At 41.0% G+C, this 15,058-nt stretch carries 15 protein-coding genes; 5 read left to right on the top strand and 10 right to left on the bottom strand.

The window, feature by feature from the left end; genetic code table 11:
- Positions 1 to 305: 305 nt before the first annotated feature.
- From ACUVXA_RS06125 to ACUVXA_RS06110, 4 genes are all read right to left on the bottom strand, one after another.
- Entirely contained in the window at positions 306 to 1,304 is a 999-nt protein-coding gene (locus ACUVXA_RS06125; protein ID WP_445870360.1) for an MBL fold metallo-hydrolase, read from the bottom strand.
- Between the two features lie 156 nt (positions 1,305 to 1,460).
- On the bottom strand, positions 1,461 to 2,975 hold the full coding sequence (locus tag ACUVXA_RS06120; protein ID WP_445870359.1) for an ATP-binding protein: 1,515 nt from the start codon (positions 2,973 to 2,975) through the stop codon (positions 1,461 to 1,463).
- A gap of 85 nt (positions 2,976 to 3,060) precedes the next feature.
- Positions 3,061 to 4,221, bottom strand: a complete 1,161-nt coding sequence (locus ACUVXA_RS06115) for a DNA double-strand break repair nuclease NurA (RefSeq protein WP_445870358.1) — start codon at positions 4,219 to 4,221, stop codon at positions 3,061 to 3,063.
- 171 nt (positions 4,222 to 4,392) lie between these two features.
- Complete coding sequence (locus tag ACUVXA_RS06110; RefSeq protein WP_445870357.1) at positions 4,393 to 4,824, bottom strand: glycine cleavage system protein H; 432 nt, start codon at positions 4,822 to 4,824, stop codon at positions 4,393 to 4,395.
- A 181-nt stretch (positions 4,825 to 5,005) separates the two neighbouring features.
- Here ACUVXA_RS06110 and ACUVXA_RS06105 point away from each other — a divergent pair, with 181 nt between their 5' ends.
- On the top strand, positions 5,006 to 5,800 hold the full coding sequence (locus ACUVXA_RS06105) for a sulfide-dependent adenosine diphosphate thiazole synthase (RefSeq protein WP_445870362.1): 795 nt from the start codon (positions 5,006 to 5,008) through the stop codon (positions 5,798 to 5,800).
- A 117-nt stretch (positions 5,801 to 5,917) separates the two neighbouring features.
- On the opposite strand, the gene ACUVXA_RS06100 is transcribed toward ACUVXA_RS06105, so the two are convergent.
- Genes ACUVXA_RS06100 through ACUVXA_RS06085 form a run of 4 tightly spaced genes read right to left on the bottom strand, consistent with a single transcriptional unit; the run spans position 5,918 to position 9,295 of the window.
- Complete coding sequence (locus ACUVXA_RS06100; RefSeq protein WP_445870356.1) at positions 5,918 to 6,976, bottom strand: ABC transporter permease subunit; 1,059 nt, start codon at positions 6,974 to 6,976, stop codon at positions 5,918 to 5,920.
- The gene (locus ACUVXA_RS06095; RefSeq protein ID WP_445870355.1) at positions 6,957 to 7,901 is read right to left on the bottom strand and encodes an ATP-binding cassette domain-containing protein; all 945 of its coding nucleotides are present in this window, start codon (positions 7,899 to 7,901) and stop codon (positions 6,957 to 6,959) included. The genes ACUVXA_RS06100 and ACUVXA_RS06095 overlap by 20 nt, the downstream gene beginning before the upstream one ends.
- Before the next feature lie 11 nt (positions 7,902 to 7,912).
- On the bottom strand, positions 7,913 to 8,623 hold the full coding sequence (locus ACUVXA_RS06090) for a hypothetical protein (protein WP_445870354.1): 711 nt from the start codon (positions 8,621 to 8,623) through the stop codon (positions 7,913 to 7,915).
- Positions 8,624 to 8,629: 6 nt separating this feature from the next.
- On the bottom strand, positions 8,630 to 9,295 hold the full coding sequence (locus ACUVXA_RS06085; RefSeq protein WP_445870353.1) for a hypothetical protein: 666 nt from the start codon (positions 9,293 to 9,295) through the stop codon (positions 8,630 to 8,632).
- A 191-nt stretch (positions 9,296 to 9,486) separates the two neighbouring features.
- Here ACUVXA_RS06085 and ACUVXA_RS06080 point away from each other — a divergent pair, with 191 nt between their 5' ends.
- The 4 genes from ACUVXA_RS06080 (at position 9,487) to ACUVXA_RS06065 (ending at position 13,241) form a co-directional block, all read left to right on the top strand.
- Entirely contained in the window at positions 9,487 to 9,933 is a 447-nt protein-coding gene (locus tag ACUVXA_RS06080; protein ID WP_445870352.1) for a BlaI/MecI/CopY family transcriptional regulator, read from the top strand.
- Positions 9,934 to 10,058: 125 nt separating this feature from the next.
- Complete coding sequence (locus ACUVXA_RS06075) at positions 10,059 to 10,961, top strand: M48 family metallopeptidase (RefSeq protein ID WP_445870361.1); 903 nt, start codon at positions 10,059 to 10,061, stop codon at positions 10,959 to 10,961.
- Between the two features lie 86 nt (positions 10,962 to 11,047).
- Complete coding sequence (locus ACUVXA_RS06070) at positions 11,048 to 11,251, top strand: hypothetical protein (RefSeq protein ID WP_445870351.1); 204 nt, start codon at positions 11,048 to 11,050, stop codon at positions 11,249 to 11,251.
- Between the two features lie 151 nt (positions 11,252 to 11,402).
- Positions 11,403 to 13,241: an aldehyde ferredoxin oxidoreductase family protein gene (locus ACUVXA_RS06065; RefSeq protein WP_445870350.1), complete on the top strand. Its 1,839-nt coding sequence runs from the start codon at positions 11,403 to 11,405 to the stop codon at positions 13,239 to 13,241.
- A 325-nt stretch (positions 13,242 to 13,566) separates the two neighbouring features.
- Here ACUVXA_RS06065 and ACUVXA_RS06060 read toward each other — a convergent pair whose 3' ends face one another.
- Both ACUVXA_RS06060 and ACUVXA_RS06055 read right to left on the bottom strand, forming a co-directional pair.
- Complete coding sequence (locus ACUVXA_RS06060; protein WP_445870349.1) at positions 13,567 to 14,778, bottom strand: bifunctional 5,6,7,8-tetrahydromethanopterin hydro-lyase/3-hexulose-6-phosphate synthase; 1,212 nt, start codon at positions 14,776 to 14,778, stop codon at positions 13,567 to 13,569.
- Positions 14,744 to 15,058 (bottom strand): hypothetical protein (locus tag ACUVXA_RS06055; RefSeq protein WP_445870348.1); only part of this gene is annotated, 315 nt, incomplete at its 5' end. The genes ACUVXA_RS06060 and ACUVXA_RS06055, both read right to left, overlap by 35 nt.

Below are 15,058 nucleotides of genomic sequence, written 5' to 3'. Positions count from 1 at the left end.
TTTGCGAATCTATCGTCTGGAAGTGTCCTAGATGGGTAAGTTTCGGACAACGGTTCTCTTTAGGACTAGAGGAGAATACAAATTTTTATTTTTTTCATATCTTATTTAGGGGGGACGCTATAAAAGTTCTAAAATTGGTAGCACCTAATCAGTAAATAAACCTACATAAGCTTCGTTTTAGACAAGTATGAAAAAAGTTTTTCATAGCAAACCATCATACGCTTGCGCGTTTTAGATAAATTATGAAAATCTTTAGTTTTTCGTGGGAAATAAAAGAGTAGGATATTTTTGTATTAAATTGCACATTAGAGATCGAACGATGTTCCAACAATTCCTAATACGGAGCTCTCCGGGATGTCGTTCATAAGCCGGGCAGTAAATCCGAAGCCACTACAGTGCATTGCGCACAGTATTTCTGGTTTTAGTTCTTTTAGGAATTTGATGGTTTTGTTGATTCTCCCCTTGCTTGCCCAGTTCATGTGGTAGCCACCAATGAGTGCATAGACCTTGTTAATTCCGGAAAGTTTTTGCGCCATTTTTACCGTATTCATTATCCCTGTGTGGCCACAGCCCGTTAGTATTACGAGGCCCTTGTTTTTAACTTTGATGAAAATTGAAATTTCGTCTCGGAAATCATCGAAAAAGATTTCACCATTTTTTTGAAGGTATAATCCGGTTGTTAACTCCTCTTTGAGTGGAGTTTCTATCTCGCCGCTGGTCCATACTCCCGGAGCTAAATGAACGGGGTTACTTGTTTCTACCAGTTTTAAATTCTTGCTTTTTATCTGTTCACTGAGCATTTCTTTATTTAGTCCTGGTAGCTGCCTGATTTTTTGTTCTTTTTGTAATTGCTCTAATTTTAGCATATTAACCTCTATTTGTTTACCCATTAAGTCACCCATGAGTGCCCATTTTGGATAAAATGCGTTTTTGGCAACTATGATTTCTGTTCCTGGAGAAAATTGACCGATGATGTGATTGAGTCCTCCGAAATGGTCAAAGTGACCGTGTGAAAGAACAAATTTCTCAATTTTACTAAAGTCTATCTGAAGAAACTTCATGTTGTTTGCAATGGTGCCCAATATTCCTCCAGCGTCTAATAAGAATGTGTGAACATTTTCGCCCTTTTTCACTTCGAAAAGCATTGCTAAACCATGCTCTGCGGTGCACATCAATGTGGAGGCCCCTGGCTGTTGTACTTTTTCTTTAAATTTCTCATCTGTTAAAAGCGTGATGTCGGTTGTGTTTTCGGATAACACTTTAATTCTAACTTTATCTACTCCTTCACCAAAATCTAGACTCAATATTAAACCCTCAACATAATTTTGTTTTATCAATTAAAAGTAGATTTCTTATATAAATGAAACTGTCATCTCTAAAATTAATGGTTCAATTTTTCTTTTCTGATTTGTAAACCTATGAGAATTCAATATTTTTGAAAAGAATTTCGTTTAATTTATTTATGAGGATGTTGACTGTTCAAAAGTTTTGGCTGCTTGTTCCAGGTTTGCTTCATAGGTTGATTCTTTAGTGTAGCGCTGCCTAATTTTTACAAAAAGAGGAAAGTTTACGGCGCTGCCCACTATTAAGGCTTCTCCAACAGGTAAGCTGGAGATCATTCCTGCTGTTTCTGAGGTTATCATTTCGGAGCTCGCCTTTATGGTGTCCAAGTCGTTGGGATTAGTAATTCGTAGTATAATGTGGGTGTTGGCTTGGCTGAGAACCGTAGTTGATAATCTCACCGGTCTTTGACTAAGTAAACAAATACTAGCGTAGAATTTTCTTCCCTCTCTTGCTATCTGCTCTATAATGCTTTGGGAGATTGCTAGTTCCTGCCTTGCCTGTGGGCAGAACTGGTGTGCCTCTTCAAGGATCATTGTGAAGGGCGGTATTTTACCATTTCTTCTAAGGCCAAATAATCGGGAGGCAACATAGCTTACAATTAACTGTTTTTTCCTAAGACTTGTGGCTTCACTCAAATCAAGAATAACTGCTTGGCCAGCTTTAACAATGTTCTCTAAATCAGGGGTTTCTTCTGCTCCAAAGAGTTTCGTATCCTCAAGTTCGTACAGCCAACTTAACATTGCTTCTTTCGTTCTCTGCGTTATCTTTGAATCATTTTCTATATGGGTTAATAGGTCTTGTAGAGAGTAGGATTTTTCCCGATATTCTCTTCTCATTTCAGTAATTATTCTACCCAACTCACGTACTTGTATCGGTGACATCTCTGGCTGGAAAGCTCCAAACCATCTACCAGATATGAGGGAAGTTGCAAATTGCACGAAGGGACTCTTTACAACAATTACTTTATCTGAAAAATCTAATTGAACATCTTTATCTGGTTTATTCGCAAGTGAGGAGTATTCACCGTGAACATCAACAACTACAACTGCAACTCTACCACTTTCAATTTTTCTAGATAGTAACTCTTCAATTAATACCGAAGCTAAGTAGGATTTACCACTTCCACTCATCGCCAAAATAGCCAAATGTTTCTGCAATAGTCTAGTCATATTTAAAGAAACCGAAACGTCATGGAAACGTAAGTTACCCAAGTACAATCCATGCTCCAAGTCGAGACCAAGCAAATCTACGAGAACTTCATCATCAGCTATGTAAACTCTCTCACCGGGTGAAGGGGGAAAACTCACCTTGTCAAAAAAGCCGTTGTTTGAGAAAATACCTAAGGGCTTCGCGGTTGCAATAAGCATATCCCATCGGTCACAGGGAAAAATTGAGGTTAAGGATTGGCCCCCACGCTCATATTCTTTCACATACTCCGCGTGTGAGTAAAAGCGATTGGTTTTGATTATCTCCTGAATCATGCCTAGCAGTAGACCGTCCTCAGTATTAATCTGGATATACTGGCCTTTTCTCACCGGGATCGGCTCATCGTTAGTGATTACGAAGCTAAAGTTCGAGGTGGTTGGACTAGGCGGATAATTTGAAGTAATTACAGTGCCCACGAATTTCATTCACTTTTTCTCCTCACCAAAATTCTAATGAAAAACCAATTTAAACATATCTTATCGTAATCTTTACATTAAATTGAACTTAGATTTATACACCATAAGCCCTCCTTTTCGAATACATTAAGGAGGGTGTAATTCCCGTTTTTTGCACAATCTGATCGTAAATGAAGTCCAAATCGGTTTCCTGAAGCTTAGCTTGGGCATGGGCCTCCACCTGCACTGTTGGAAGTCCGAATTCTGGGTGGTGGCAGGATAAGGAGTATATAAGCGAAGAGATTTTTTGAGTGGTTTTAATGGGATTCACATCGCTTGATAGATACTCTACTCTTAAGGGACTATCTAATTCAACCGGCTTAAGATAAAAAACATTGAGTTTTTCTGCCCATTCCTGTTTTAAATCCTTTAGTGGACCATACTTTTCACTATTCTCCGCGTACTTGACAGTTGTCGTTCTTTCCCCAACATCGAGGAAACGGTACAAGAACTCCGTGTCTCGGGTACGTTGAATAATCCTTCTATAATCAAAAGACAATAGATCTTTTAGCTCATCAACTTTACCTAAGAGCAGTGGAGATAATCGGGAGAGTATTTGAAGGAATCTTGTACTCCTGCTATCCTTAACAACTCCGGCAAGAAGAATTCCATTACCCGTAGATATCCTATAGAGTTTTTCTAGGGACCTTATCACAGTTTCATATTTTTTAAATAAAGAGGGGGAGGAGGGTCTATCACTTGGCTGAGGCAGTATAGCCCCATCCAGAATAATGATGTCCATCGGGTGGCGTCCCTGAGAATCGGTAGCAACTTTAATCTCAGCCAATAATCTTTCTAACGATGCTGAAATCTCATAGTCGCTTCTGGATAAGGGCTCAAGATTAGAAACAATTGCGGGAGGAGGATATTCTCGCGGAAAATATTCAACCTCAACACGCCCCTCAGAACCATAAACAAAGATTGCCGCAACCGCTCTAATAAGCATCAGGTCAATTCCATGGAAAGACCTACTTATCATACCCCCATCCACGGCGCCAACCCGCATTCCTTCAAGCTTCACGGGACTAACCGGATAGGCTAACTTCTTCTCAAAAACGTCCAGAAAGCCACTACGCTGCACCAAGTCAAAAATTTCCTTATCCTTAATTCTGCGAAAAGCCTCGGCAAGCTTTTTACGAGCAAGTTCCACCTCTTGAATCTCAGAAGCAATACGAGAAATGTGACTCTCCAAAACCCAAGGACGAAGATCAACCAACTGTAATAACCCTCCAAATAAAAATATGCTTACAAATCGTTTTAAACCATGCGTGTAATCAGACTGGAAAACGTCTTACAAAACACTACTCCAAAAAAGAAGCCTTACCAGCGGAAATAAAAACTATAAGAATGAAGAAAAATGTCAAGCCATTAGCCAGATTATAATCATTCATACCTCTTGACCAGTTTTCTCCTTTATCTCCTTTATAAGCCATTCAATCGCCTCTTCACCGTGCAGAAGATTCTTTAAATCCTCTTCCAAGTTCTTAGCCTCAATCACCGCAAACCAACCCTCACCATAAGGATCACTATTCGCAGCTCTGGGATTTTTCACAATCTTTCCCACCTCTCGGATTACTCCCCCCACAGGAGCAAACAGTTTTCCAACCCACTTTCCGGTCTCTATACTGCCGAAAACATCCCCCTGATTCACCTCTGAACCCACTTCCTTTATCTTCACATAAACAACTTTACCCGCTATCTTCTGGGCAAAATCACTCCAGCCCACCCGGACACGATTGCCTTCCTCAATACGGGTCCACAAGTGATCCTTAGTATAATAAAGATCCTCCGAAAAGAGATATCTACCAATTTCCTTCATACCTGAATCTCTCCAAACTCTTATCAAAAGACATTAATATTCAAGAAACACTGTTTCGAAACAATTTTATCAAGCATATAAATAATTATTTCGTTAGATTTATATGATAAATGCTTCTAAGCTTTAAAAGCAACCCAGCAAAAAATTAAATCGTTCTAATCAAGGAGGAAGAAAGATGGCAATGGATCTAGACGAAATCACCATAACCAAACTAATAATCAACTCCTACATGAGAGACTTACTAGAAGCCACAGACGTAGACGTCGTAATCGCAGGCTCCGGACCCGCAGGACTCACAGCAGCCAAATACCTAGCAGAAGACGGAGCCAAAACAGTCGTCTTCGAAAGAAAACTCAGCACTGGCGGAGGATGCCACGGAGGAGGAATGATGTTCAACAAAATAGTAGTCCAGAGAGAAGGAAAATTCATACTAGACGATTTTAAAATAAACACAGTAGAAGTCGAACCAGGATACTTCGTAGCAGACTCCCTAGAAACAGTCGCAAAACTAACAGCAGGCGCAATAGACGCAGGAGCCAAAATCTTCAACCTAATAAGCATCGAAGACGTCATGATACGCGAAGCAGACAAAATCACCGGAGTAGTAATACAATGGACCGCAGTGGAAATGGCCAAACTACATGTAGACCCCATGACCGTCAGATGCAAATACGTGGTCGACGCCACCGGCCACGACGCCGAAATCTGCAACGTTGTACTAAGAAAAATCCCAGGAGCCAGACTGGAAACAGAAACCGGAAAAATCATCGGCGAAAAACCAATGTGGACCCAAATAGGAGAAAAAATGCTCATAGAAACCACAAAACAAGTCTACCCCGGCCTCTTCGTAGCAGGAATGGCCGCAAACGCAGTCTCCGGAGGACCGCGCATGGGACCAATATTTGGTGGAATGTTGATTAGTGGTCGGAAGGTGGCTGTAGATATTTTGGAGAATTTGGGTAAGATTAAAACGTGAATTTTCTTTTTTGTGTTCTGGTGATTCGGTGAGTGGAGGTTTCTGCCTTTTGTGGGGTTTTTAACAGTTTTATTGTGGTTGTTTTGATTTTGTGTTGGTAAAAAAAAATGTGGGGGGTTATTTTACTTCGCGTATCTGTGTTATTATGCAGGCGGCTCCGAGGGTTACTAGTAGTATTGAGATTAGAATTGTGATTGCGGTGATTGGGTCTATTAGCTGTCCGAGTAACTGTTGTGCTATAAAACCGGCTCGTGAGATTATATCCCATATTGCTTGGTAGTATTCGAATCCTAGAATGTTTACGTTTAGTATGTTGGTTGCTAGGCCTCCCAGATCTAGATATTTTAATGCGTCGGCGATTGAACCTAGGAAAAACATTAGGAAACTTGAAAAGAAGGATACTACTAGTAGGTATATGAGGGCGATGACGCCTGCGAGGATTGGGCGGTCGACAATTGATGAGACTAGTGTGGTGACGGAGCCAACTGTTAAAATGAAAATCCAAGTTATTAGGATTAGATTGTTTGCGACGTATATTGTGTAGCTTATGCCTTCTATAAGTATCCCTAGCGGGGCTAGGATAGAAAACGCAAATATAAAGTACATGGTATAATAAACTAGTATGGTTAGGATTAAACTGATGAAAGCGAATCCAAAGAATTTTGTCAGGACGAGTTGGGTTTTGTAAACCGGTTTTGAGACGTATACTGGTAGGGTGCCGTGTTCACGGTCTCCCGCTATTATCCCAGAGGTGAGGATTGTTACTATAGCGATTATCGGGACGCCAAGGTAGTATATTGTTGCAAAGCCTCCCATTCCAAACCCGATTCCGGTGCTTATACCCATTGTTCCTGCGAAAACATTTCTGAAGGTTAGTATTGCCCCGTCTTCTCCGTATATACCGTTTAGGAATAGGCTGATTTGTACTTGGTTGAACATGCCTGGATACTGTGTGACTGCGTATGATATGAGGATTATTATTAGGGGTAGTACCATTAGTGCTGCGAAGGCGGCGAAGGATTTTGTTCTGTAGGAATTTTTCACCTCTTCCCAGAATAGTCGAATTGATTGGCTTAGAAGATTGATTATTCTATCGCTTAGGGATTCTTCTATCGCTGATGGTTTTTCTGGAATTGTTTTAGTTTTAGTTTTGGTTTTAACTCTTTTTTTGCTCATTTTTTGTTTCCCCCATTATTTGTAGGAAAATGTCTTGGAGGCTTTCCCCTAGGGGAGCGAATTTGACGAGTTGAACTTTGGTGTCGACTAGTAGTTTTGGCAGTTTCTGACCCAGTTGATCCATATCTGTTGCCTTTATGAGTATACGGTCGTCGCTCTTGGTTACGCTTGTGACGAAGGGTGCTTTTTGTAGCTCAGAAATAATCGCCTCGGGTTTATCAACTATGAGCTCGTAGTCATGTTTTCCTCTTTTTAGTTCCGCCTTTTTGATGTCTTTTAGTTTGCCCTGTTTTATCAGTTCTCCTCTGTGGATAATTCCCACGTAGTCGCTAACAACTTCGATCTCGGGAAGAACGTGGCTGGATACGAATACGGTTCTTCCCTCTTTGGTTATATCCTTGATTCTCTCCAGTATTTCGCTTCGTCCTATGGGGTCGAGGTTACTGGTAGGCTCATCGAGGATAACTAGTTCGGGGTCACCCATTACTGCCTGTGCTAGTCCGAGGCGTTGCTTCATTCCGGCGCTCAGATTGCCTATGGGTGCTTCGCCCCAACCGCCGAGACCAACCCATTCTAATAGTTCTTCTGCTCTTGCATCTGTATCGGCTGAGGACATGTTTGATAGAATTCCGATGTAGCGTAAGAAATCGATGGCTTTAACGTGAGCATAGTATCCTACTCTCTCTGGTAGATAACCTATCTTCTGTCTAGCCTGGAATGAACCCGCCTTATGTCCAAAAACTTTGGCTTCGCCTTCCGTTGGTGAGAGCAGTCCGAGTATGATTTTAATCGTGGTTGTTTTTCCAGCTCCGTTGGGTCCTAGGAGTCCGTAGCAGGTTCCTTCCTCAACTTCTAGATTGATTCCCTTTAGAGCGCGAAAATTCCCGAACACCTTTTTTAGATTTTGAGTTTCGATTGCTAACATAGCTGTCTCTCCTAAACCTTCTTTCTTAAAAATTTAGACAAGCTCTGACCCCATCTTCTCCAAGGCCAAGGAAGCATTAGTATGAAAATTACTGAAGCGGGTATGAATAAGCACAGGAAGATTACACGAGCATAGTAATAATTAGAGACTCCAAGAGAAACACCCAGTGTGGATTGCAGTTGGTATATGCTAATCTGTTCTCCTTCTTTGATTTGTAACTGAATTAGAAAACCACTATTTGCATCGTAGTTGGCAATAATTGTTCTGTCTGATCCTGAATAAAAGACCGCTTTTGTGTTTCTTAACAATTGTTGCACACTTAACTCAGTTTCACTTACGATAACACCAGTGTTATTACCTATGTTTACAGGAGTTCCGATTGGCAACCACGGAGGAATCCACCACAGAAAGTGTTCCCCAGTAGTATTTGTTTCTCGTGTGTAAAGATTTACCTCACTATATTGGATGGGGGCAAATCCGTTTCTTTCAGCCACCAAAACCGTGTTTGGATTAGCATATCCCTCAGACCAAATCACTGTCGATGTTAATCCACTTAGCGTTGCGGTACCGTTACTCTGTACGGTGTAGTCATATCTAAAATAGTATAATATAAATGGGGTATTGGGATAAGTTGGTGTAGGCTCTGATTGGAAATAAACCGCAGAAGTTATCCCTAGAATCAAAGCAAGTATCACAATAAAAATTAAAATTCTGCTTCGCACCTCATACTACACCTCCTCCAATCCTTCTTTCTTGAGTTTACGAATCTTTAGCCAACGATTTGAGAGAATCATCGATATCGGTAACAGAAAGACCATAGAGTACAAGAGAATAAGATAATAGTTAATCACCGGTGGCGCACTGCCCGGATTGGGCAGTACCAAAGATACAGTTGGTACATCACTAGCCAAGTAAACAGTGTAATTTTCAGAAGTTTTTATGGTTACGCTGAGATTAAAAGAAGTCTGAGAGGGAAAGCCAGCAATACCTTCAAGTAATAACACGTTTTCAGACTTCACCAGAGTAAAGTTATCTAAGAAGGGGAAGGGGGAAAGCGGAATCATATTCGTGTCCGATGCGAATGCATTTGAAAGTGGAAACATCAGTCCTCGGCTTATTTTTGTTCCGTTGGAAACACTGTTAACAATTATATTTTGTACGCTGCTGTTGCTATTGGCGTTAATTCTAAGGATCCAAACCGCGACGTTGCCCTCTACTAAAATTCCTATATCGGTGGTCACGGTGAAATTTACTTCAGCTTCTGGTATAGTTTTTGAGAATGTGTATGTATGGCTCATGGGTTGTGCGTAAACTGGTTGAGTCTGGGTTACTAGTAATGGTATGGATAGGCTTATTGCTAGTACTAGTATTATTAGTATTGAATGTTTTTTCATTCTTTTTCCCTTTTGTATTTATAAGCTAACTATTTCAAGTAGTATGAACTACTCTCTGTAGTTAAACTTAAATAGGTATAATTAATATAACTATTTAAAGATTATGGTGAATTGAAAAGAATTGTGGGAAATTAACCCACGTTCTAGAGGATAATCCCGTTTCCGGGAAGAACTTCAAGGAAAGTATAGTTATGGTTGACAAGCCTAAGGTTTATGAGTTTAAGCCCCATGAAAAGGATTTGTCGAAGGTATTAGGCGATCTGGAATCGGAGGTTATGGATACCCTTTGGAAGCTCCAAAAAGCGTCTGTTCGAGATATTCATGAGGACATAAAGAGCCGTCGATCTTTGGCTTTTAACACGGTAGCTACGATTCTTGACAGGTTGTATAAGAAAAAGTTCGTGGAACGCGAGTTGATAAGAGAGAAAGGTATCTACTATGTTTATTCCCCCGCCCTGACCCGAAAAGAGTTTGAAAAGTTAGTTGCAAAACATGTTCTAGGCGGACTTTTTGAATCTTTTGAGGACTCTACCATAATGTTTTTGCTCGAAAACTTAAATATAAATAATCCGGAGATGTTAGAAGAAATCAAAAAACAGTTGAAAAAGATAAAGAGTAAAGGTGAGTCTAAGACGTGAATCCATTTCTCGAAATTTTTAGACTACTTGGCTTATTTATTAGATTCATATTTGATGCTATAGCATCTAGTTTCAATGTTTTATTCTTATTTAATCTGTATCAAATTGTTACACCTCTTGAACAAATGCAATCAATTTTGGGGGGTTTAGTTCTCTTAATGCCCTTTATAAGTCTCATTATTTGTAAAACGGTAAAAGAAGACGCATACTCTATAAAAACCAAGATTTGGCTATTTACCCTCTTCCTACCAATAGTTTTTATTCCTTTAAGATTTTTAATTTCGCAGATATACCTTTTAAGTATAGGGCATCCTATTTCCCCAATGTTTGAAAATATTTATAGCACAGGTTTTTTGACTTATTGCGTCTTCCAGCTAATTATTACCTGTTTTGTATTTCTTTTTATGTTTAAGGGAATAAAATCTTTTAGTAACCGTAAAGATGTTTTCCAATCCAAACTTGTGATTAAAAGCAATGAAAATTTTAATGATTATGGTCAGCTAAAAAGCATTACCAAAAGACTTGCTCGACTGATGGATATAGATATGCCGGAAATCTTTGTTTTAAAGTTTGAGAGTCCCATAATGTTTACCGTTGATGAAAGCAAGGAAATCCCCTTAATAGTTGTTTCAAATAGTTTGATTGACTTGTTAGATGAGCAGGAGCTAGAAGCCTGCCTGGGTCACGAACTAGCCCATATAATGAATAATGATAGGTTCGTTAGAAAAACATCCTCTTTCCTTAGAGCCGTTATGTTTTACAATCCTTTTGCATACTTTATAGAGCCAGTGATTTACCGTGAACGCGAATTCCTTGCGGATAAGATCTCCTCCCGCATCACCAAGAAGCCGGAAGCTCTAGCATCAGCCTTAATCAAAATAGCCGAGAACGCGAAAGACGCCAGATTATTACCAAAGACTGTTATGTGCTTTTTCAATAACTACCGGTTTTTAATTAGGAAGCATCCTCCATTAGAGGAGCGATTGAAAAGATTAATGAGAATGATTGAGATCGAAGAGTTTCTTTAAGAACACAATTATAACTCTAATTTCTTTTATTTCCTTTTCGAAATCTTTATTATAGGACAAAAAGTAGTTTTAGCGGAGGCCTATAAATGAGCTCAGGCAACGTAACATGCCCCAAGTGCGGATTCACATTCAACCTCACCTACTCCAGAACATTTGCCTGTGGAACATGCCCCAGCGCAGCTCTGGGAGACTGTGGCTACATAAAATGCCCCAAATGCCAACACGAATTCCCCTCCTCCAGAGGCCAACAGATGCAAAGATGGAATTCTAAATTCACAAAAAAATTTTAGAAAATATATACGATAAATGAGCTAAAATAGGGTCACAACTTCTTTTGGCTATAATTTTAAATATAGACACCTTCAATTCTTAAGATATACTTGTTATTCAAGAAAAACACTAAATCAAACCCAAATCAATTAATTTATGGAGTAGATCATTATGGGCGGATATCTTGGAAAAATTCTGAGAGTAAACCTCTCGAAGAGTAAAATTACAACAGAGGAATTCAAAGAGGAAGTACAGAAGAAGTACCTAGGCGGATCAGGACTAGCGGCTAAAATACTATATGATGAACTTAAACCGGGAATCGACCCTCTGGGACCTGAGAACAAACTAGTCTTCGCCACCGGACCACTAACCGGAACCAGAGTACCCTCCTCCGGCAGACACCTCATCGCAGCCAAATCACCCTTAACCGGAATCTGGGGAGAAGCCACATCGGGAGGCTTCTGGGGCGCGGAACTCAAATTCGCCGGTTTCGACGCCATTGTAGTCGAGGGAAAATCAGAGAAACCGATCTATCTCTGGATTAAAAACGGAGAAGCAGAACTAAAAGACGCAGGCAAAATCTGGGGTAAAAACGTTTACCAAACAGAGGACATAATTAGAGAGAGCCTCGGTGACAGCAAAATAATAGTTTCCTCCATAGGACCCGCAGGAGAAAAACTAGTCAAAATAGCCTGCATCATGAACGACAAGGACCGCGCTGCCGGAAGATGTGGACTAGGAGCAGTAATGGGTTCCAAAAAATTGAAAGCCATCGCGGTGCGAGGAACACAAGAAATACCAGTAGAAGACCCAGAAAAGTTAAACGAAAACGCTAAAAAATTCCGGGAAGCATTAAAAGCAAACTTCATGGTGGAAGGAGTAACCAACCAAGGCACAAACAGCGCCACCGCAAGCCTAAACATGATGGGAACACTCCCCACCCAATACTACAGAGAGGGAGTCTTCGACCAAGCAGACAAAATCGATGGAAACGCTCTACAGCAAATAACAACTAAAAGATTCGCCTGCTACGGATGCCCAGTAGCATGCGGGCGAGGACACGTAGAAGTAAAAACTGGACCCTACGCCGGCACCGCAGGAGCTGGCCCAGAATACGAAACAGTCGCTGCCTTCGGTTCACTCTGCATGAACAGCGAATTAGGATCCATAGTCAAAGCCGGAATAATCTGCAACCAACTAGGAATAGACACCATATCAGCCGGAAACATAGTCGCCTTCGCCATGGAGTGCTACGAAAAAGGCATACTAACAGACAAAGAAACCGAAGGACTAAAACTAAACTGGGGAAACCACGAAGCACTAGTAAAACTGGTAGAAAAAATGGGCATGAAAGAAGGAATAGGCGAAACACTATCAGAAGGAGTAAGAAACGCCTCTAAAAAACTAGGCAAAGGATCAGAAAAATTCGCAATGCACGTCAAAGGATTAGAAACACCACTGCATGAGCCGAAAGGTTACAAGGGTCTGGGTCTAGGATATGCAACCTCAAACAGAGGCGCATGTCACTTGAGACCGGCGCCACAACTGGTGGAGATGTTGGCCATGGCAAGACCGGAGCTAGGATTTGACAAGGTGGCTGGGGCGTATGATGTTGAGGGCAAGGGATATGTGATAAAGGGATTGCAAGACTTTAAAACCACGGTTGATTCACTAGTTTTATGCAGCTTCATATACGACTTGTACGCTTATCTTCCAAACGAATCGGCTGAAATGGTTACGGCGGCAACTGGATACGAAATGGAAGTAGGAGAACTAGTGAAGATAGGTGAACGAATTTTCAATCTGAAGAGATTATTCAACGTTCGGGAAGGGGTATCGAGGAAGGACGACACGCTTCCTAAAAGATTCTTGGAGGAAAAAACTACTAAGGGCCCCACCGCAGGGCAAACAGTTGAACTCGAACCAATGCTCAACGAGTACTACGCAGCCAGAGGATGGGATGATAACGGAATACCAACCAAGAAGAAACTCTCAGAACTCGGACTCTAAAAAACGAAAAATTTTTTTTAAAAAAAATTTCTTATCTTTTTTGTATGGAATTGGGAAAACAAGTGAAAGGTTTTCTGAGTCAAAAATTATGCATACACAGATATTATAAGCAGTACAGGAATTCAACCACCAAATCCTAAAAACGCCACTACAAACTAATGTACCCCAAAGACAAGTAAAAAAGCCAAAAAAAGGAGAAGCAGTCTACGCTAAAAAAATACAGTTTTAAGCGCAGAGTGCGGAAGCTAGCCTAATTGAATATAAGAGGAGAGAGTGGTTGCTCCATGTGATTATTGAAATATTATTTATTAAATGTAAAAACTATTCATTCAACATGGTATCTAAACAAATCCACGTCCCCAGGTTCCTTCGGCAACTCTTTCACAAACACCTCAATAAATTCGCGCGTGGCGCGTTCTATGTCCTTGCTTTGGGTTATATACCTTCCTACGATTAGGATGTCTGCTCCAGCCGCGAGAGCCTCTCCAGCTGTTTCGGGTGTTATGCCGCCGGCAACAGCGAAAAGCATCTTGCTATCTTTAGGTATCTTGTTTTTAATCTCTTTGATGAGATGCCATCGAGGCTTCTCGCCGGTTGCTTCGACATCTATGGCTCTGTGAAGTATAACGACATCTGGCAACGATTTCAGTTCACCAAGCTTCTCCACAGGATCAGGCACTTCCATCATATCAATTATGGAGTAAATGCCCAGACGACGCGCCTCATAAATGAAACGATCTATAGACTCATTACTAGCCAAGCCAGATACAACCACGGCATCAGCAGTCTCTTCATATGCTATATCAACTTCAACCTGAGCGGTATCAAGGGTTTTAAGGTCGGCTATTATAAATATGTCTGGCGCAACTTCCCTTAGTTTACTCACCGCACTCACACCATATCTCTTAATCAGAGGCGTTCCTGCCTCAAGTATTATCCTGTCACTCTTGGGAAGCTCCTTAATCACTCTTGTAGCCTGTTCCATAGAAGGATTATCCAAAGCAATTTGCAAGTATGGTGGACGCCAGAGACGAGGCACTTTCAGTCCAGCCACCGGATGAGTGGCCCTATCCTTGTCATAGAGTATCTTCTCTAATGGGGGATAGTTTGTCAGGGCTCTGCTCAGTGCCAGTTTTGTGGCGCTGTAATTATAATGATAGATTTTTCGGTAGTCTTTGGCTTCGGGGTGGATGAATATGCTGGCTATTATTACCCAGGTGTCTAGTTTGTCCTTTGGTACTAGTCCTTCTTCGACGGCGTCGGCTATGGCTTTTGCGACTGCGGCTTGGGCGGGTCCGAAGATTTTGTTAGCTTCTTCCATATTTTTAACGGTGACCTTTGGTACAATGAGGACGTGAGGTTTTGGTGGGAGGTTGGGTCTTATTACTCCGAGGAGGGGTGTGTGGCCTGAGGATAGAGTGGCTAGTCCTTGGGCAAAAGCTGTGCCCACAGGGCCTTCTTTCTCGCCTACTAGTAAGTCGACGTGTGCTAACTCTTGTCCCTTACCGACCAACGCTTCTCCGATTAGATAAGTCAACGCATTTCACACCTCTTATCAGCATGTGGAAATTGTATAAACGCGTAATTAAACTTTTTCCGTTAACTCGTAAGTATTTAGTTGATTTTTCTGGAAAGCGGAGTGATATAATCATTAATGTATTGTTTTCGGCTGTTTTGTTTCTAAAAATTGTGGGGAATAGGACTATTTTACTTCTTTCTGCATTGCATTTAGGATGTCTGGATCGCTGAGTATAACCTGCTGTACAGTATCCCCGCTTTATTAACTGTTTTTCTATTCTGTTAATTGTCAGTTTATA

This window comes from Candidatus Jordarchaeum sp., from assembly GCF_052745115.1.
Note: the sequence above shows the minus strand (reverse complement) of the source record. Positions and strands in the feature narration are given on the sequence as shown.

Excerpts from the sequence above, each read along its gene's own strand:
- ACUVXA_RS06120 (WP_445870359.1), bottom strand. The coding sequence starts at position 2,975 with ATGAAATTCGTGGGCACTGTAATTACTTCAAATTATCCGCCTAGTCCA.
- ACUVXA_RS06110 (WP_445870357.1), bottom strand. The coding sequence starts at position 4,824 with ATGAAGGAAATTGGTAGATATCTCTTTTCGGAGGATCTTTATTATACT.
- ACUVXA_RS06105 (WP_445870362.1), top strand. The coding sequence starts at position 5,006 with ATGGATCTAGACGAAATCACCATAACCAAACTAATAATCAACTCCTAC.
- ACUVXA_RS06100 (WP_445870356.1), bottom strand. The coding sequence starts at position 6,976 with ATGAGCAAAAAAAGAGTTAAAACCAAAACTAAAACTAAAACAATTCCA.
- ACUVXA_RS06095 (WP_445870355.1), bottom strand. The coding sequence starts at position 7,901 with ATGTTAGCAATCGAAACTCAAAATCTAAAAAAGGTGTTCGGGAATTTT.
- ACUVXA_RS06085 (WP_445870353.1), bottom strand. The coding sequence starts at position 9,295 with ATGAAAAAACATTCAATACTAATAATACTAGTACTAGCAATAAGCCTA.
- ACUVXA_RS06080 (WP_445870352.1), top strand. The coding sequence starts at position 9,487 with ATGGTTGACAAGCCTAAGGTTTATGAGTTTAAGCCCCATGAAAAGGAT.
- ACUVXA_RS06075 (WP_445870361.1), top strand. The coding sequence starts at position 10,059 with ATGCAATCAATTTTGGGGGGTTTAGTTCTCTTAATGCCCTTTATAAGT.
- ACUVXA_RS06070 (WP_445870351.1), top strand. The coding sequence starts at position 11,048 with ATGAGCTCAGGCAACGTAACATGCCCCAAGTGCGGATTCACATTCAAC.
- ACUVXA_RS06065 (WP_445870350.1), top strand. The coding sequence starts at position 11,403 with ATGGGCGGATATCTTGGAAAAATTCTGAGAGTAAACCTCTCGAAGAGT.